The sequence below is a fragment of the Flavobacterium sp. ZE23DGlu08 genome (assembly GCF_030505335.1).
In the GTDB taxonomy this organism is placed as follows: domain Bacteria; phylum Bacteroidota; class Bacteroidia; order Flavobacteriales; family Flavobacteriaceae; genus Flavobacterium; species Flavobacterium algoritolerans.
In genome coordinates this window covers 2,956,013-2,973,519 of the sequence record NZ_CP130045.1, presented here as the reverse complement: position 1 = coordinate 2,973,519, position 17,507 = coordinate 2,956,013, and the positions used below count along the sequence as shown (strand labels likewise).

17 protein-coding genes are annotated in these 17,507 nt (G+C 34.7%); 15 read left to right on the top strand and 2 right to left on the bottom strand.

Going from position 1 to position 17,507, the window contains the following annotated elements; all coding sequences use genetic code 11:
* Positions 1-152: 152 nt before the first annotated feature.
* Positions 153-1,013 (bottom strand): orotidine-5'-phosphate decarboxylase, encoded by an 861-nt coding sequence (gene pyrF, locus Q1W72_RS13080; RefSeq protein WP_302135723.1) that lies wholly within the window; start codon positions 1,011-1,013, stop codon positions 153-155.
* 290 nt (positions 1,014-1,303) lie between these two features.
* Between pyrF and Q1W72_RS13075 the strand changes: the two genes are divergently transcribed.
* Positions 1,304-1,573, top strand: a complete 270-nt coding sequence (locus tag Q1W72_RS13075) for a hypothetical protein (RefSeq protein WP_302135721.1) — start codon at positions 1,304-1,306, stop codon at positions 1,571-1,573.
* Between the two features lie 109 nt (positions 1,574-1,682).
* Here the strand turns inward: Q1W72_RS13075 and prfA are convergent, their stop codons facing one another.
* Positions 1,683-2,759, bottom strand: coding sequence for a peptide chain release factor 1 (prfA, locus tag Q1W72_RS13070; RefSeq protein WP_099714674.1), 1,077 nt, complete (start codon positions 2,757-2,759; stop codon positions 1,683-1,685).
* A 351-nt stretch (positions 2,760-3,110) separates the two neighbouring features.
* On the opposite strand from prfA, the gene Q1W72_RS13065 reads away from it, so the two are divergent.
* The 14 genes from Q1W72_RS13065 (at position 3,111) to Q1W72_RS13000 (ending at position 17,470) form a co-directional block, all read left to right on the top strand.
* Positions 3,111-3,791 carry a hypothetical protein gene (locus Q1W72_RS13065; RefSeq protein WP_302135720.1) on the top strand — a complete coding sequence of 227 codons (681 nt, stop codon included), beginning with the start codon at positions 3,111-3,113 and terminating at the stop codon, positions 3,789-3,791.
* 238 nt (positions 3,792-4,029) lie between these two features.
* Positions 4,030-4,482, top strand: coding sequence for a hypothetical protein (locus tag Q1W72_RS13060; protein WP_302135718.1), 453 nt, complete (start codon positions 4,030-4,032; stop codon positions 4,480-4,482).
* Between the two features lie 340 nt (positions 4,483-4,822).
* The gene (locus Q1W72_RS13055; protein WP_302135716.1) at positions 4,823-5,473 is read left to right on the top strand and encodes a DUF1801 domain-containing protein; all 651 of its coding nucleotides are present in this window, start codon (positions 4,823-4,825) and stop codon (positions 5,471-5,473) included.
* Entirely contained in the window at positions 5,470-5,625 is a 156-nt protein-coding gene (locus Q1W72_RS13050; RefSeq protein ID WP_302135714.1) for a hypothetical protein, read from the top strand. Before Q1W72_RS13055 ends, Q1W72_RS13050 begins: the two co-directional genes overlap by 4 nt.
* 171 nt (positions 5,626-5,796) lie before the next feature.
* Positions 5,797-6,780 carry a glycoside hydrolase family 43 protein gene (locus tag Q1W72_RS13045; protein ID WP_302135712.1) on the top strand — a complete coding sequence of 328 codons (984 nt, stop codon included), beginning with the start codon at positions 5,797-5,799 and terminating at the stop codon, positions 6,778-6,780.
* Between the two features lie 126 nt (positions 6,781-6,906).
* Entirely contained in the window at positions 6,907-7,338 is a 432-nt protein-coding gene (locus tag Q1W72_RS13040; protein WP_099714668.1) for a hypothetical protein, read from the top strand.
* A gap of 121 nt (positions 7,339-7,459) precedes the next feature.
* Positions 7,460-7,852 (top strand): DUF1801 domain-containing protein, encoded by a 393-nt coding sequence (locus Q1W72_RS13035; RefSeq protein WP_302135711.1) that lies wholly within the window; start codon positions 7,460-7,462, stop codon positions 7,850-7,852.
* A gap of 27 nt (positions 7,853-7,879) precedes the next feature.
* On the top strand, positions 7,880-8,245 hold the full coding sequence (locus tag Q1W72_RS13030; protein ID WP_302135710.1) for a DUF2200 domain-containing protein: 366 nt from the start codon (positions 7,880-7,882) through the stop codon (positions 8,243-8,245).
* A 229-nt stretch (positions 8,246-8,474) separates the two neighbouring features.
* Positions 8,475-10,766, top strand: coding sequence for a DNA topoisomerase 3 (locus tag Q1W72_RS13025; RefSeq protein WP_302135709.1), 2,292 nt, complete (start codon positions 8,475-8,477; stop codon positions 10,764-10,766).
* Positions 10,767-11,080: 314 nt separating this feature from the next.
* Complete coding sequence (locus tag Q1W72_RS13020; RefSeq protein WP_121342623.1) at positions 11,081-11,560, top strand: DUF6265 family protein; 480 nt, start codon at positions 11,081-11,083, stop codon at positions 11,558-11,560.
* Positions 11,561-11,748: 188 nt separating this feature from the next.
* Positions 11,749-13,896, top strand: coding sequence for a TonB-dependent siderophore receptor (locus Q1W72_RS13015; RefSeq protein WP_302135707.1), 2,148 nt, complete (start codon positions 11,749-11,751; stop codon positions 13,894-13,896).
* A 63-nt stretch (positions 13,897-13,959) separates the two neighbouring features.
* Complete coding sequence (locus Q1W72_RS13010) at positions 13,960-15,111, top strand: PepSY domain-containing protein (protein WP_302135705.1); 1,152 nt, start codon at positions 13,960-13,962, stop codon at positions 15,109-15,111.
* Positions 15,112-15,395: 284 nt separating this feature from the next.
* Positions 15,396-16,901 carry an ankyrin repeat domain-containing protein gene (locus tag Q1W72_RS13005; protein ID WP_302135704.1) on the top strand — a complete coding sequence of 502 codons (1,506 nt, stop codon included), beginning with the start codon at positions 15,396-15,398 and terminating at the stop codon, positions 16,899-16,901.
* An 86-nt stretch (positions 16,902-16,987) separates the two neighbouring features.
* Positions 16,988-17,470 (top strand): DUF2271 domain-containing protein, encoded by a 483-nt coding sequence (locus Q1W72_RS13000; RefSeq protein WP_302135702.1) that lies wholly within the window; start codon positions 16,988-16,990, stop codon positions 17,468-17,470.
* The last annotated feature ends 37 nt before the right edge of the window (positions 17,471-17,507 follow it).

The following is a 17,507-nucleotide window of genomic DNA, read 5'->3' as shown; positions in this document are numbered from 1 at the left end:
TATTAAAACATAAATTGGCAGCTTTTTAACCATTAAGAAATTAAGAAAATTAAGCTTTAAAAGTATTTCTTAATAGTTGTGACAAACAAGCTTTAAAGTATTTCTTAATGGTTTAAAAAAAGTCCCTGTTTAAAATTATTCCACTTTAAACCTTAAACCTTTTCAAACTTCAAACTCATAATTCCTTCCATTTCCTGTTGCATTTTCAACGCTTCTTCTCTTGCTTTGTCAACAAAATCAGTTCCGTTTGACGCATAAATAATCGCTCTGGAAGAATTAATAAGCAACCCAACATTCGCATTCATACCGTATTTACAAACTTCGGATAGGCTTCCTCCTTGTGCTCCCACTCCAGGAACCAGCAAGAAACTGTCAGGGACAATTTTACGAATTTCAGTAAAATATTCGGCTTTGGTAGCACCTACAACATACATCAGGTTTTCACTGTTTTTCCACGTTTTAGACGTTTCTAATACTTGCTTATACAGTTCTTTAGCTCCGCTCCGTTCGGCTCCGCCTCGGGTTCCTTCCACATTTAAAGTCTGAAAATCGAACGCACCTTCATTGGAAGTCAAAGCCAGCATAATCGTATGTTTATTTTCGAAAGCAAGAAAAGGCTCCACCGAATCTTTCCCCATATAAGGAGCAACGGTAACGCTGTCAAAATTCAAATCCTCAAAAAAAGCTTTGGCATACATCGAAGACGTATTTCCAATATCACCACGTTTTGCATCTGCAATCGTGAAGATATCCGGATAAGTTGAGTTGATGTAATGAATTGTTTTTTGTAACGACATCCAACCTTTTATTCCGTAAGCTTCATAAAAAGCGGTATTGGGTTTATACGCCACCGCTAAATCATGCGTCGCATCGATTATGGCTTTATTGAATTCGAAAATAGGATCTTCTAGTGCTAATAAATGTTGTGGAATTTTATTTAAATCAACATCTAATCCTACAGCTAGGAATGATTTCTTGATTCTGATTTGGTCAATAAGTTGTTGTGTAGTCATTGTTTAAATTGTGTGCTGCAAATTTATGAAAAAAACCGCAAAAGGATTGGCCGTTTTATAACTTAAAAATTCAATGAATACGGTCTATTTTAATGCTGATCTTTTTTTTAAAATTGTCAGTATAATAGATTGTCAGGACTGCACTAAAACTATATTTTTATTTTAAAAGAAATTGATTTTCAAACCAATAAGAGTTAATTATATAAGAAAAATAAAAATTTGTATAACAAATGAAATCCATAGCAACCTCATCTTTGCAGTGTTAATCTAACATTGTAAAAACAAAAAACATGAAAAACTTTATCTTATCAGCATCTTTACTTGCAACAACAATATTGTTTGCAAACACTACAGAAAAAATTGATCAAACTACAATTTCAAAAAAACAAAAAGTTGCAATTAGCAAAACAACAGATAAAACGGTCTATTTCTGGGAAGTAAACACGCCAACAGGTTATGCAAGTGGTTATACGCTTTCGGAAGCCAAAGCATTAAAAACAATAAAATTGATGGCTACAAACGACATCGTAACGTATAGAATCGTTGAAGCCTATAAATAGTTTTTAAAACTAAATATAGGCTTCAATAGCTTATTTTTATAAAAATTATTTCCCTTTTAAGGTCCCGAAGAACACAAAAAAAAGTGAAACGAATTTCACTTTTTTTTATTTAGAATACCTCGCTGGCTTCTTTCAATTTTTCCATGTTGTTGACTAACGCTAGCTCGTCAACAATTTTCTGAATGTCACCATTCATGATATTTCCTAAATCGTACAAAGTCAATCCTACACGGTGATCCGTTACACGACCTTGTGCATAATTGTAGGTACGAATTTTGGCAGAACGGTCACCAGAACTTACTTGAGACGTACGTTTGGTAGCATCTTCCGCTTGTTTTTTGGCTAATTCCTGTTCGTATAAACGGGAACGCAATACACCAAAAGCCTTATCTTTATTTTTATGTTGTGATTTTTGATCCTGACATTGCGCCACTAATCCTGTTGGAATGTGCGTCAAACGAACCGCTGATTTGGTTGTATTTACGGATTGTCCACCAGGTCCTGACGAACAGAAGAAATCCACACGAACATCATTCATATCAATTTGCACATCAAATTCCTCTGCTTCCGGCAATACCATAACAGTCGCTGCTGATGTGTGAACACGTCCTTGCGTTTCCGTTTGCGGTACACGTTGCACACGGTGAACACCCGCTTCAAACTTCAAGGTTCCGTAAACATCTTCACCGGTAACTTCAAAAATCACCTCTTTAAAACCACCTGAAGTTCCTTCATTCATATCCACCACAGATGTTCTCCAACCTCTGTTTTCACAATATTTTGTGTACATACGGAATAAATCCCCTGCAAAAATACTCGCTTCATCCCCACCCGTTCCGGCACGAATCTCTACCATAACATTTTTGGCATCTTCGGGATCTTTAGGAATCAACATAAATTTGATTTCATCCTCCAGTTCCGGTAATCTTTCCTTTGCTTCTTCCAGTTGCATTTTGGCCATTTCGGTCATATCTGCATCACTGTTATCGGCTATAATTTCGTTTGCTTCTTCAATATTTGCCATAATCAGCACGTATTCATCGCGCTTTTCAGCCAAAGCTTTTAAACTTTTGTACTCTTGATTCAATTGCACATAACGCTTCTGATCAGAGATAACATCCGGCTGAATGATTAAATCCGATATCTCATCGAAACGTTGTTTTACTATTTGAAGTCTATCTAACATTTTCTTATTCCTTTTATTGGAGTGCAAAAATACGAAAAAACTATTCAGTTTGCAAGGCTCCCAATTGAGATTGTAATTGCGAACAATAAGGAACGAATTGTGTGACAATCAGGAGCTATTTCCCGCTATTCGCTGTATCTTTTTCTGGTCTCCTTAGAAAAAACGAGACCAGAAAAAGGATGCCGCTTCTATCAGGGCTAGGGCATTGTGCTAAAAAAGATAGCGATTACGGTTTCCCGTAAAGTTCTTGAAATAAAAGGAGTTAGTTTTGAAAATATCTAAAATCAGAATAAAGAACTTACTTTATTCTTAAACAGAAATAACTATAAAATCACCAAATTTCACAAAACTATGAAAAAACTAACTGTAAAAAATCTGATTGAATTTCGAGGAAAAAATAACCGAACGAAAATCACATTCGTGAATAATCTTAAAAAAGAGAAAATTAAGTCAGATGATAATTCTGGCGGTGGTGATTATTGGATTAGTTGTTTAAGTGCAGTTAGAAATACTTTCAAATTTGGCAATGCAGATTTATTGGATGAAAAAATTACTTTTTTACGAGATAAAATTAAATTTTCAGAAATTAACAGAATAAAAGATCAATTTCAAAGAAACATTGACATTATAAGTAATTTTAAGGATTACGATTTTCAGCATTTAAAACCAAATGCTAATTTGACTTTTATAACACAACAAAAGCATCAAGCGATACTTGACATTAAAGGCCTTCCCATTGAAGCAAAACCATGTCATATTTTTACATTTTCAAGCAATAATAGTGAGGAAATAGGAGGGATTTGGTTTGTAGCACAATTAAAAGGTTTCCCAAAAAGTGAATTGGGAATGTTTACCGATATACTTTACAGATACTTAGATAAACATCACTCAAAAGATTTTTACGTCAATCCAGAATATTGTATTGCAGTTGACCTATATAATGGGCAAGAAGTAAATTACACGGAAATTCAAAATGGTAAAATCTCTATATTAATTGATTCTACATTGGATGATTTAAAGAACTATAACTAATAACACGGTTACTTTTGGTAGCTTTGCAACCAATATAAAAAAGCGGGTTTTCGCTTTCAAAGCCTTTCCATTACTACTGAGGCTAGAGCATTTGTGTTAAATAAATAGCTTTTAGGTTTCCCGTAACATTGCTGAATTAAAAGGAAGTAGTTTTGAATACTATTTTTAATCAGTTTTGAGCTGTTAATTTTATATATTTGATTATAACAAAAAGACTATTAATCTTTAAAATTTTATAATGGACTTTAAACTATTGGTTTCGATTTATGCTGCAATAATTTCAACTATTGTTTTTATATGGCGATTATATGAATTTTATTATGATCGAAGAGGAAAATTTGCTATCAATATTAAATGCAACACAAAATACGAAATTAATGCAAATTATAAATTCGGTGATTCTCAAATGTATTTAACTACTACGATAATAAATATTGGAAAGACTAAACGTTTAATAGAGCAACCTACATTTGTTGGTAATACAAAAATTAATAATAAAGAACATTTCAATTTTTTAGATTTCAAGAATATTATTAAATATCCAATTACTCTGGACTCTGGTGAAAAATTTGAACATGAAGTTCCTTATAACGCATTAGAAGATTTAAAAGAAAAAGGTGTTTCAAAAATTAAAGCCATAATTAGAGATACACATGGAAAGAAACATTACTCAAAATGGTTTGAAATATAACATGGATTACAAATTCACCCGCTCTGCAAAATATGAATAAATCGTAATAGAAGAATATATTCGTGATTACTCTACGAAGTCTCGCGACTTCGTAGCAATTCCAATAATCAACAAACACAGAAAAATAAAGGTTGCTAAAGTTAGAACGGTATATCGCAATGGGTAAGAACTCAGGAGACTTCGCACAGCATGCTATTAATACTATTTTCATTTTTGAGAAGACAGCATATCCCACTGATGCTTGTTTGCAACGAATACCAATTTTAATTTGTAGCACAATCGTAGCGTTTGCAACGCGGTTTTTTATACTTTTATTGAACTAAAACCTTATTTTAATAAAATGAATCCCAAAGTTGATGACTTTATAAGCAATGCCAAAAAATGGCAGCCCGAAATGGAGCAATTGCGACTATTGCTGCTCGATTGCGGACTAAGCGAAGAGTTCAAGTGGCGTACGCCTTGTTACAGTTTTCAGGGAAACAATGTGGTACTTATAGGCAGTTTTAAAGAATACTGTGCGCTTAGTTTTTTTAAAGGAACTTTACTTCAAGACACCGATGGAATTCTATGCAAACCCGGAGAAAACAGTCAGGCTGTACGTTTTTTTAAGTTTACCAATCTGGAAGAAATCATAGAACAGCAATCGATAATCAAAGCCTATATTTATGAAGCTATTGAAATTGAAAAAGCAGGCTTGAAAGTAAATTTCAAAAGCAATACCGAACTTGAATTAGTAGTAGAATTACAAAATACCTTAGACAAAAATCCAGACTTAAAAGTTGCTTTTCAGGCCTTAACTCCCGGGCGACAGCGCGCTTACAACCTATACTTTTCTGGTTCCAAGCAATCCAAAACCCGCGAAACCCGAATTGAAAAATACACGCAGCGTATTCTTGACGGAAAAGGAATCAACGATTGTACTTGTGGATTGTCTAAAAAAATGCCCAACTGTGACGGCTCACACAAGTACATTCGAGCAGAAAATAAATGACAATTCACAGCATCTTTTGCTTTGGTTATTATGAAAACGAAACGGAATCGATAGCCCTGATGGAAGCGGCATCTCCCGATTTAGAAAAACAAGGCTTTTCGGCCGTAGTTTTTATTTATCGGGAATACAGCGGACAGCAGGACGGTTCTTAATTGAAAACACCATTCGTTCTGCTCCAGCAATGCAAAGTGTTCTTTATAAAAACATTTTCTTAAAGTCTGGATTGCTGTGCAAAGTCTCCTGACTTCGTGAAGCATGGGTGAAATTATTTACCGTAAAAATATTTTTCACAGCAATTTTTTTTTACTTTTAAAATAAAAAACATGAATAGAGTTTTATTCTTACTATTTATTATTTCATTCTCAAAAGCCAGTGCACAAAATGCCGTTTCAGATAAAATAAAGAATAACAATCCTATTTTCAAAGGTTGGTATGCTGATCCTGAAGGAATCATTTTTGATAAAACATACTGGATATATCCCACTTTTTCAGCTCCTTATGAAAAGCAAGTTTTTTTGGATGCTTTTTCGTCTTCTGATTTAACCAATTGGACAAAACATGCTAAAATTTTAGATACAACTGCCGTAAAATGGGCAAAAAAAGCGATGTGGGCACCGTCAATCATTAAAAACAAGAATAAATATTTTCTGTTTTTTGGAGCTAACGATATTCAAAGTGATACTGAATCAGGAGGAATAGGTGTAGCGGTTGCATCTAAACCTGAAGGTCCTTATAAAGATTATTTAGGAAAGCCATTAGTTGAAAAATTTTATAATGGCGCACAACCTATTGACCAATTTGTTTTTAGAGATAAAGATGGTCAACATTATTTAATTTATGGAGGATGGAAACATTGCAATATTGCTAAATTGAAACCAGATTTTACGGGTTTCATCCCTTTCAAAGACAAAACAGTATTTAAAGAGGTTACTCCGGAAAATTATGTTGAAGGACCTTTTATGTTTATCCGAAATAACAAATATTATTTTATGTGGTCCGAAGGCGGCTGGGGCGGACCCAATTATTGCGTAGCGTATGCGATTGCCGATTCTCCAATGGGACCATTCAAGCGCATTGGTAAAGTCTTGCAACAAGATCCTAAAATCGCTACCGGAGCAGGGCATCATTCGGTTATGAAAGCACCTGATTCCAACCAATATTACATTGTTTACCACAGAAGACCGCTTACAGAAACACATGCCAATTCAAGAGAAACGTGCATAGAAGAAATGTTTTTTGACGAACAAGGTTTTATCAAACCCATTACGATTACAAACGAAGGAGTAAAAGCACACACAATTAAATAATTGAATGGTATCTTTATTAGTTCATTACCCGATCCAACCATTAGCGCAGCATTACAGGCTATGCCCACAAACCAGAACAGCTAAACAAACAGTAAAAAAACACTAACACATTTAAAAAACATACCTATGAAATTACTACTTGCCACATTCCTTTTAGTTTTCAACTTGACGGCATTCGCACAATCGAATGACTTCGCCGGTGATTATAATCGTATTTTAAATGGTAAAGATGAAAGTCATTTATTTGATTATAAATTGACCTTACATCAAGATGGAACATTCCTATTTCATTATTATTCGAAAATTAAACAGGGAATTCCTCCTGAAGTAAATAAATACGGAAAAGGGAAATGGAGTGCAAAAGACAATGTGATTACTTTTTCTTCCAACAAACAAGAAGACTTTGATGAAAAATACACGTTGGATTTTAATAATTCCAAGGCGAGATTTGTAACTAAGAATCCTAGAGATAAATCGGACCGAATAATCAAAACCAGACTTACGTTTGTTGAATCAGAAATCTCCTGGATGCAAAAACTAGATGTTTTTAAGATATAAATCCACATTACAACGCCTGTATACAATTTTACATTAACAGACTGACGAAGAAGCAATAAGAGTAACTTTTAATTTACCAATCGAATATCAATTGAATTAACGATTACACCATTTGACCACAATGAAAGAGGAAATTCAAACATATAACGACATACAGACCTCAGACGACAAAGCAATTTGCAACGTGCTTGCCCAGACTATTGACAACGAATTGACCGAAGCTGAGAGCAAAATTTGGCACGCCCACCCTGTTTGGTTTTTAGACGGTAATCCAATTGTTGGTTACAGCAAACAAAAAGCAGGATGGCGTTTGATGTTTTGGAGTGGTGCTGACTTTGAAGAAGACGATTTAAACATAAAAGGAAATAAATTTAAAGATGCTTCTATTTTCTTCACTACAGTTGAACAAATCAATACAAAAGACCTTAAACGTTGGCTGAACAAATCAAGAGATATTCAGTGGGATTACAAAAACATAGTAAAAAGAAAAGGACAATTAGAGAGGTTGAAATAAATGGAGATTAACCTTAAAATCTAAAGCATGAACAAGACAAACAATCACGATGAGCGTATTGCAAAAATGACATTCGCATCGGTATATCCACATTATATCGCAAAAGTCGAGAAGAAAAACAGAACAAAAGAAGAATTATTTCAAGTAATTGAATGGCTAACGGGTTATGATGAAAAAAAACTGCAAGAACTGGTGAAAGAAAAAGTAACTTTCGAGAAATTCTTTCAGAATGCTATATTAAACCCTAATGCGCACTTGATTACGGGTGTAATTTGTGGGTATCGGATAGAAGAAATCGAAAATCCGTTAACGCAACAAGTACGATATTTAGACAAACTGGTCGATGAATTGGCTAAAGGACGCAAAATGGAGAAAATTTTGCGAGACGCATAAAGCGACCCAAAAACAACGAGATAAATTTACACTATTAAACCCTCTCTCAAATCAGCGTAATCCGGTTCCCAATAGGGATAATTAATCTTCAATTCCATAATAACAAGACACGCTCTTTTTAAGATTCTCCAATTCATTTTTTGGAAATACCCGTTCATAACTCCTACCGATTTCTTTTTAATACCAATTTCTAAATTCCTAATTTGCGCCCTTAAATCAGAAAGAGAAAATGAAGGTCTGTATTGCCGAGAAACCTAGTGTAGCACGCGAAATCGCATCCGTTTTAGGAGCCAATACCAAACGCGACGGGTATTACGAAGGCAACGGTTATGCCGTAACGTACACTTTTGGGCATTTATGTACCTTAAAAGAACCAAACGATTACAAACCCCATTGGAAAAGTTGGGATTTGAACAACCTGCCCATGCTTCCCGACAAATTTGAAACCAAAGTGGTCGAAAATTCGGGAATCCAAAAGCAATTCAAAATTATAAAAAGTTTGTTTGACAAAGCCGAGTTGGTCATCAACTGCGGGGATGCAGGGCAAGAAGGAGAACTCATTCAGCGCTGGGTCATGAATGAAGCCAATTATAAAGGCGAGGTAAAACGCTTGTGGATTTCGTCCCTGACCACCGAAGCCATCAAAGAAGGTTTTGAAAACCTAAAACCATCTGCCAACTACGATAATTTATACTACGCCGGATTTTCCAGAGCCATTGGCGACTGGTTACTTGGCATGAATGCCACGCGTTTGTACACTGTAAAACATGGCGGGTACAAGCAAGTATTGTCTATTGGAAGGGTACAAACCCCTACTCTAGCCATGGTTGTAGACCGATTCAAAGAAATCGAGAATTTCAAACCGCAACCGTATTGGGAGTTGCAAACTTTATATCGAGAAACGCTTTTCAGCTATGAAGATGGACGCTTTTTAAAAAAAGAAGATGGAGAACTTTTGGCCAATAAAGTCAAAGAAAGTGAGTTCGAAATTGTTTCTGTCGAAAAAAAGAATGGCAATGAGTTTGCACCAAAACTCTTTGATTTAACAGGTTTGCAAGTGTATTGCAATACAAAGTTTGGATTCTCGGCAGATGAAACGCTTAAAATTGTCCAAACTTTGTATGAACAAAAAGTAGTCACCTACCCCAGAGTTGACACCACGTTTTTACCAAGCGATATTTATCCAAAAGTACCCGGAATTCTGAAAAACTTGACGAATTATGCGGCGTTGACGCAACCGCTTTTGGAAAAAAAGATAAAAAAATCGCCTAAAGTTTTCAACGATAAAAAAGTTACCGATCACCACGCGATTATTCCAACGGGGATTCAAAGCAACTTGGAATACAATCAGCAACAAGTGTATGACATAATTACTAAGCGTTTTATTGCGGTGTTTTATGACGATTGTTTGGTTGCTAATACGACAGTAATAGGGAAAGCCGCCGATGTAGCTTTCAAAACCACCGGAAAAGAAATCTTGAAAAAGGGCTTTCGCATTGTTTTTGAAGATCCGAACGCCAAAGAAAAAGAAGCCGATATCCTGCCGAGTTTTGTTGTAGGTGAAAAAGGCCCACACGAACCTTCCTTTTTAGAAAAGGAAACCAAACCACCCAATCAGTTTACCGAAGCTACCTTATTGCGCGCCATGGAAACCGCCGGCAAACAAGTTGACGATGAAGATTTACGCGAATTGATGAAAGAAAATGGTATCGGTCGTCCGTCAACACGAGCCAATATTATTGAAACGCTTTTCAGACGCCAATACATCGTTAGAAACAAAAAACAAGTATTGCCAACGCCAACAGGAATTCAACTGATTGACACTATTCAAAATGAGTTGGTCAAGTCGGCAGAACTGACTGGTTCTTGGGAAAAACAGTTGAAAGATATTGAAAAAGGAACCTTTACCGCCGGTTCCTTTATCAAAAATATGAAGCGCATGGTTGAGGTTTTGGTGTATGAAGTACGCAGCGAAACCAGACGCGCTAATATTTCGCATGCAGGAAATGTCCAAAAGGAAGAGGCTAAAGTGGAGAAAAAGAAAGCCGCAGGAATTTTGGCGGAAGCCTGTCCGAAATGTAAAAAAGCAACGCTCATCAAAGGAAAATCAGCTTATGGCTGTGGCGAATACAAAGCAGGTTGCACGTTCCTATTACCCTATACCTTTGCGGAGAAAAAAATATCCGAGAACCAATATTTGCGCTTGCTTCAAAAAGGATCTACCGTAAACTTGAAAGATTTCAAAACCGATGCCGGCGCTGTGGAAGGTTTGCTTCGCTTTGACGAAAATTTCCAACTCAAATTAGAACCGAAGAAAACTTTGATGAAAACCATACCGGACGAATTAGCCTGTCCGAAATGTGAAAAAGGAACAGTTCTTAAAGGGAAAACCGCTTATGGTTGCAGTGATTATAAATTGGGCTGTGATTTCAAAGTGACTTTCGATGTAGTCAGAACGAATTTAAAAGATCAAAAACCGACCAAAGAATTGGTTTATACTATTTTGAAAGAAAATATATAAGACTATTAAATAAAAATAAATAGCATTAAATTCTAACCATATAAGAAATGTAAGATCATTTAAGAAAGCTATAAAAATCAAGAACTTAAATGTCCTTACATTTCTTATATGGTAAACCTTTTGACAAATATGGTATTTAATTATTTGTTTAAAAAAATAATATAAGTTAGAATTACTATGCTTTACAGAACTAAACCGTAAGATTTTCAAAATATCCAAAAGTTTATTCCTTCGGATATTCCTAAACTAAAAAAGCACACTATTCTATTTTTTTATATTTTAGCGTTTCAAAATAACACCAAATACTTACACATATGTTTCAAAAAACAACTCTTATACTGCTTTTGCTAGTTATTGTTTCCTGCAAAAATTCTGATTCCAATAAAAACGAAAAAATCAAAGCGGCAAGTTGGCTTTTGGGGAATTGGGAAAACAAATCAGCCGATGGTAATCTAACGGAAAATTGGGAGAAATTGAACGATAGCACCTTTCAAGCACAATCCTATTACATAAAAGAGAAAGATACAGTGCATTTTGAATCTATCATCTTACAACAAAAAGGAGAAAACTTAACGTATACTGCAACAGTAAAGGGACAGAATAACGACAAACCCGTTGTTTTCAAATTGACAACTGCAACCGACAAACAAGTATCATTTGAAAATTTGAAACACGATTATCCTCAAAAAATCAGTTACAGCCAAATTACTCCAGACAGTTTAGTCGCTAAAATTTCGGGAATCCAACAAGGAAAACCAAGTTCTGAACAGTTTTCGATGAAAAAAATCAAATAAAACTTTAACATTTAAGTTTCAATCAAAACCTTGCTCTAAATAAGCAAGGTTTTTTTATGCCGTAAAATACTGACTTTCAAATCACTGAAAATTATTTTTCAATATTATTTATATTTAGTCTAAATAAGTTTTGCTAAAACAAAAAGCACTATTATATTTGCGGTATTATTTTTAATTAATCTAAATAAATGAAAACGATAAATACATTTTACCTGTCTGTTTTATTAATTGGCATAACAGTTAGTGCTCAAGAAAAAAAAGAGCAAGAAAAAGATTCTCTTAAAACCTTAAAGGAAGTTATTGTAAACACCAACAAATACAAGTACAAAAGAGAAAAAAGCACTACGGTTTCAAAAATGCCTTTGAACAATATCGAAAATCCTCAAGTGTACAATACCGTTACCAGCGAATTATTGAAAGAGCAAGTGGTGACTAATTTTAATGATGCTTTGAAAAATGCAACTGGTATAACGCGTCTTTGGGAATCAACAGGACGTGGCGGTGATGGAGCAGAATATTTTTCTATGAGAGGATTTGCTGTTCAGCCTACCATGATTAATGGTCTTCCAGGAATCAATAACGGAAGTATCGATCCTGCAAATGTGGATAACATTGAAGTTATAAAAGGACCGTCGGGAACATTATTTGGAAGCAGCTTAATTTCTTACGGAGGTTTAATAAACACTGTCACTAAAAAGCCATACTCAACTTTTGGTGGAGAAATAAGTTATATTTCAGGATCGTATGGATTGGACCGAATCACTGCCGATGTAAACGTCCCTTTAAATTCAGATGTTGCCGTTCGAATAAATACAGCGTATCAAAAAGAAAATTCGTTTCAAGATGCAGGTTTTGGCAAATCATTTTTCTTTGCGCCTTCGCTAAGTTATAAAGTGAATGATAAACTTTCATTCTTAATAAATACAGAATTCACCAACAGAAATTCTGCTAATGCGCCCATGATTTTCTTGAGCAGATATTCTCCTTTATCTTTTAATTCAATCGAATTATTCGAAAGAAATTATAAAAAATCGTTTACTTCAAACGAATTATCAATCAGTAATCCAACGTATAGTTTACAAGCTCAAATGTTTTACAAGTTGTCTGACCAATGGACTTCCCAAACGGTATTATCCAGAAGTAACAGTAAAACAAGCGGGTATTATTCGTATTTATTTGATGCGTCAAACGGAAATGATTTTTCAAGATATATTTCTAAAAGAAACGGAGAAACTTTGGCAACAGATATTCAGCAGAATTTCATTGGCGACTTTAAAATTGGAAGTTTAAGAAATAGATTGGTCGCAGGTATTGATTATTATAAATCAAATATTATAAACGGAAGCACCGGTTGGTTAGGAAACGGAACTGTTTCCTTAATCGATGGATCAGATACGGGAGATTTGACCCAAGCAGGAGTTGACAACCTTTTAGTAGGTTCATTTGAAGGAAACTCAACTGCAGAAACGGAAGTTATTAGTGCTTATGCTTCGAATGTGTTGAATATTACGGATAAATTATCTGCCATGGCGAGTTTGAGAATTGACAACTTCAAATCTAAAACAGCAACCGAAGAAAATAGTCAAGCAGCCGTTTCTCCAAAATTCGGTTTGGTTTACATGCTGATTAAAGATAAAGTTTCTGTTTTCTCCAATTATATGAATGGCTTTGTAAATGTAACGCCACGAGAAGTTTCTGAAGTGGATGGTTCTAATCCGAGAATGGAATCTTTTGACCCAGAACAAGCCAATCAATATGAGTTTGGACTAAAAACAAACTTGTACAAGGATATTATTTCGGCATCGATTAGTTATTACAACATTGATGTGAAAAATAGAATAATGACTGATCCCAATAATATCAACAATTCCATTCAAGGCGGCGAAGTAAACAGTAAAGGTGTTGAGGTGAGTTTTACGGCAAATCCTGTCAAAGGATTTAACATTATTGCCGGATTCAGTAATAATAACAGTGAAGTTACTAAAGACAATCCCGGAGATGGTTATTTAGGACAAAGACCCGAAGAAGCAGGACCGGAAACCCTAGTTAATTTCTGGGCTAATTACACGTTGACTTCAGGAAAATTAAAAGGTTTCGGAATTGGATTTGGTGGAAACTATGCCAGCGAGTACAAAACCTTAAACAGAGCTAATATTGGAACATTTGAGTTGCCAAGTTATACCGTTTTAAATTCGGCTTTATCTTATACGAGTGATAAATTTAATATCGCATTAAAATTGAATAATGCATTAAACGAAAAATACTATTCCGGTTGGTCCACCGTAACTCCTCAGCGTTTGAGAAGTGTAACAGCAGGTTTAACCTATAAATTTTAAGTTTCATAATTGGTTTTGTTTCACTAAACTCCTCATTTCGGTGGGGAGTTTTATCCTTTTTAAATGAAAAATAACAACTTCAAAAAAGCAATTCGAAAAATCCATCTTTGGCTTGGTTTGTCCTCTGGTTTAATTGTTTTTATAATCGCCATAACAGGATGTTTGTATGCCTTTCAAGAGGAAATACAGGACATCACAGAAGAATATCGTTTTGTGGAAACGCAAAATAAATCCTTTCTACCTCCATCTCAGCTGGAAATCATCGCACGAAAAGAAGTTCCTAATAAAGTGCTTCACGCCATCAAATACAATGAAAAAAATAATTCTGTAGAAGCTATATTTTTTCATTACGAACCCAGTTATCATTATACAACTTACATGAATCCTTATACAGGAAAAGTGCTGAAAACGATCAATAATGAGGACGGTTTTTTCCCTTTTATACTAGACGGACATTTCTATCTTTGGCTGCCTCATGAAATTGGGCAAACTATTGTGGCATCGGCAACATTACTATTTCTGATACTGCTCGTTTCGGGTTTAATTCTTTGGTATCCAAAAAATAAAAGTGCCGCAAAACAACGCTTTTGGTTCAAATGGAAAAAAGGTACGAAATGGAAAAGAAAAAATTATGATTTACATAATGTCACTGGTTTTTACATCTTGATAATCGGAATTATTTTCGCCATTACGGGATTAGTATGGGGATTTCAATGGTTTGCGTACTCGTATTATAAAGTGTCCGGCGGTGAAAAATCATTGTTATATGAAGAACCGCTTTCGAAAAAAAATCAGAAAACTGCAACTACTACAATCGTAAAACCATTAGATGCCGTTTGGCTTAAAATGCAGAAAGAATATCCGCAAGCTAAATCCATTGAAATTCATCCGCCGGAAACGAATCTTTCACCAATAGCCGCCAATGCGAATAGTGACAAAGGAACGTATTGGAAAATTGACTACCGCTATTTTGATCAATACAACTTGGAAGAAATGACTGTTTCCCATCTTTGGGGCAGAAAAACAGCTGATAAAGTTGCTGATAACCTCATGAAAATGAATTATGATATTCACACTGGAGCAATATTAGGATTACCGGGAAAAATATTCGCATTCTTATTTAGCTTACTCATTGCAAGTCTGCCAATATCCGGATGCTATATTTGGTGGGGACGAAATAAAAAAAATAAAAACACAACAACAGTTTCAGTGTAAATCAAAATAAAAAAACATAATTGAACTATTTAAAGCAATTGCATTAAACCTTTCAATTCATTTTATATCTAAATATATAATTGAAAAAATTCTTATGCTTTTTGAATTAGATATAGTGCAAACAAGTATAAAAAAAAACAATAAAAAATTTCTCTTTATAGGGTAAATAATAATTGCTATTATACTATTTATTTTTACATTTGCGTTATTTTTATTTATTCTAAATAACTAAACTATTAAATAAACAAACTTTCCCTATTAATAAGAACCTTGACAATACATTTATGAAAAAGAATCTTTTTATTTCATTTGCCTTAGTCGCTACTTTATTTGTGAGTGCGCAGCAAAAAAATACACTTTTGGAGCAGTCTTTCTGGAAAACAACACCAGATGTAAACGCAGTTAAAGCAGAAATAGCAAAAGGGAACAGCCCATCAGCATCAACACCAAATGCTTTTGATGTAACCGTTATGGCTATTAATAATGATGCACCTGAGGCTACAATAAAATTCTTATTGGAACAACCCGGAAATGAAGTCACTAAATCTACTCATGACAATCGTATTTATTTACATTGGGCAGCTAATAAAGGAAATACAGCAATTGTAGAATATCTTATAGCAAAAGGATCAGACATTAACCTAGAAGATAGCCAAGGCTTTACTCCAATTACATTTGCAGCCAATAACGGTCAAAATAATACTGCTGTTTATGATGCGCTTTTTAAAGCTGGAATAGACCCAAAGAAAAAATATAAAGACGGTCTAAACCTATTGTTTATGGCAATACCGTCAGACAAAAACCTGACACTTACTACCTATTTTGTTTCTAAAGGATTGTCTCTTAAAGACATTGATAATGATGGAAATACTGCCTTTAATTATGCAGCCAGAACTGGAAATGTAACCCTTTTAAAAACACTGTTAGAAAAAGGAGTGAAATACACTGATAATGCACTAATTATTGCTGCACAAGGTTCTCGTAGAGACGCAAACACTATTGAAACCTATAAATACTTGGTAGAGGAATTAAAACTAAAACCAACAGTAACCAGTAAAACAGGAGAGACTGTACTTCACTTTCTGGTAAGTAAATCCAACCAAACTGAAATCATCAATTACTTTTTAGCAAAAGGAGTAGATGCCAACAAAGCCGATAATGAAGGGAATACTGCATTAATGGCAGCAGCCGGGTCAAGAGAAATTGCCGCACTAGAACTGTTATTGCCAATTGTAAAAAACATCAATATACAAAATGGTAAAGGTGAGTCGGCATTAACGATGGCTGTGAAATCTGGGACGTCAGAAGCAGTTGCACTACTATTGAGTAAAGGTGCCGCTGCAAACGTTCAAGACAAAGACGGAAACAATTTAGGATATTACCTGATTCAATCCTACAGACCAATAGGTCGTGGACCGGAAGCTGCTAATGGACCAAAACAAGATCCTTTTGAAGCTAAAATAAAACTACTTCAGGATAAAGGATTAAACGTAGTCACTCCTCAAAAAGACGGAAGCACGCTTTATCACTTTGCTATCGCAAAAAACGATTTAACTTTGCTAAAGAAAATTACTGATTTAAACGTCGATGTAAACGCAAAAAACAAAGATGGTTTAACAGCATTGCACAAAGCAGCTATGATCTCTAAAGACGATACTATCTTAAAATACCTGATCTCTATTGGTGCCAAAAAAGAAATCACCACTGATTTTGACGAAAGCGCCTATGCCTTGGCAAAAGAAAATGAGTCTTTAACAAAAAACAACGTATCTCTAGAATTTTTAAAATAACAGTATGAAATTGCCGTGATACAAAATCACAAACAATAATGAAGAATGGCGATACCATATTCCTTTAAAACAAATATTATCTACATATGAAATCAATACTAAAAATTAGTTTATCTATAGCGTTTCTAGTCCTTTTGTCCTTTCAAGCTGCCGCACAAACCAGTAAATACAAATGCATGCTCCAAATGTCCAACTACATGGGAGAAGGCGCTTATATTGTAGTTTCACTTGTAAACGCTAAAGGCGAATATGTGAAAACATTATATGTAATGGGTGACGATAAAAAATGGTACAAAACCCTAAAAGAGTGGCATAAATTCTATTCTAAAAAACCAGAAAACATCAGCGCCAAAACGGGAGCTTCAGTAACTGGTGGAGACCGTAGCATCACTACACTAGAAATTGAAGATGCTAAAATCAACAAAGGATTTAAATTACGCTTTGAAACAGCTGTAGAAGATCATAAATATTATACCGCCGATTTAGAAATTCCGCTAACAACAGAAGGAATTGCTGCAAAAACTGAAGGTAAAGGTTATATTCGTTACGTAAGATTAAACAAAATATAAAATAAACAGCTTTTACATTAAACCATATTAAGTCATA

What these genes read in the sequence shown, in the direction of transcription:
- pyrF (WP_302135723.1), bottom strand. Translation starts at nt 1,013, where the DNA reads ATGACTACACAACAACTTATTGACCAAATCAGAATCAAGAAATCATTC.
- Q1W72_RS13075 (WP_302135721.1), top strand. Translation starts at nt 1,304, where the DNA reads ATGAAAAACTTTATCTTATCAGCATCTTTACTTGCAACAACAATATTG.
- prfA (WP_099714674.1), bottom strand. Translation starts at nt 2,759, where the DNA reads ATGTTAGATAGACTTCAAATAGTAAAACAACGTTTCGATGAGATATCG.
- Q1W72_RS13065 (WP_302135720.1), top strand. Translation starts at nt 3,111, where the DNA reads ATGAAAAAACTAACTGTAAAAAATCTGATTGAATTTCGAGGAAAAAAT.
- Q1W72_RS13060 (WP_302135718.1), top strand. Translation starts at nt 4,030, where the DNA reads ATGGACTTTAAACTATTGGTTTCGATTTATGCTGCAATAATTTCAACT.
- Q1W72_RS13055 (WP_302135716.1), top strand. Translation starts at nt 4,823, where the DNA reads ATGAATCCCAAAGTTGATGACTTTATAAGCAATGCCAAAAAATGGCAG.
- Q1W72_RS13050 (WP_302135714.1), top strand. Translation starts at nt 5,470, where the DNA reads ATGACAATTCACAGCATCTTTTGCTTTGGTTATTATGAAAACGAAACG.
- Q1W72_RS13045 (WP_302135712.1), top strand. Translation starts at nt 5,797, where the DNA reads ATGAATAGAGTTTTATTCTTACTATTTATTATTTCATTCTCAAAAGCC.
- Q1W72_RS13040 (WP_099714668.1), top strand. Translation starts at nt 6,907, where the DNA reads ATGAAATTACTACTTGCCACATTCCTTTTAGTTTTCAACTTGACGGCA.
- Q1W72_RS13035 (WP_302135711.1), top strand. Translation starts at nt 7,460, where the DNA reads ATGAAAGAGGAAATTCAAACATATAACGACATACAGACCTCAGACGAC.
- Q1W72_RS13030 (WP_302135710.1), top strand. Translation starts at nt 7,880, where the DNA reads ATGAACAAGACAAACAATCACGATGAGCGTATTGCAAAAATGACATTC.
- Q1W72_RS13025 (WP_302135709.1), top strand. Translation starts at nt 8,475, where the DNA reads ATGAAGGTCTGTATTGCCGAGAAACCTAGTGTAGCACGCGAAATCGCA.
- Q1W72_RS13020 (WP_121342623.1), top strand. Translation starts at nt 11,081, where the DNA reads ATGTTTCAAAAAACAACTCTTATACTGCTTTTGCTAGTTATTGTTTCC.
- Q1W72_RS13015 (WP_302135707.1), top strand. Translation starts at nt 11,749, where the DNA reads ATGAAAACGATAAATACATTTTACCTGTCTGTTTTATTAATTGGCATA.
- Q1W72_RS13010 (WP_302135705.1), top strand. Translation starts at nt 13,960, where the DNA reads ATGAAAAATAACAACTTCAAAAAAGCAATTCGAAAAATCCATCTTTGG.
- Q1W72_RS13005 (WP_302135704.1), top strand. Translation starts at nt 15,396, where the DNA reads ATGAAAAAGAATCTTTTTATTTCATTTGCCTTAGTCGCTACTTTATTT.
- Q1W72_RS13000 (WP_302135702.1), top strand. Translation starts at nt 16,988, where the DNA reads ATGAAATCAATACTAAAAATTAGTTTATCTATAGCGTTTCTAGTCCTT.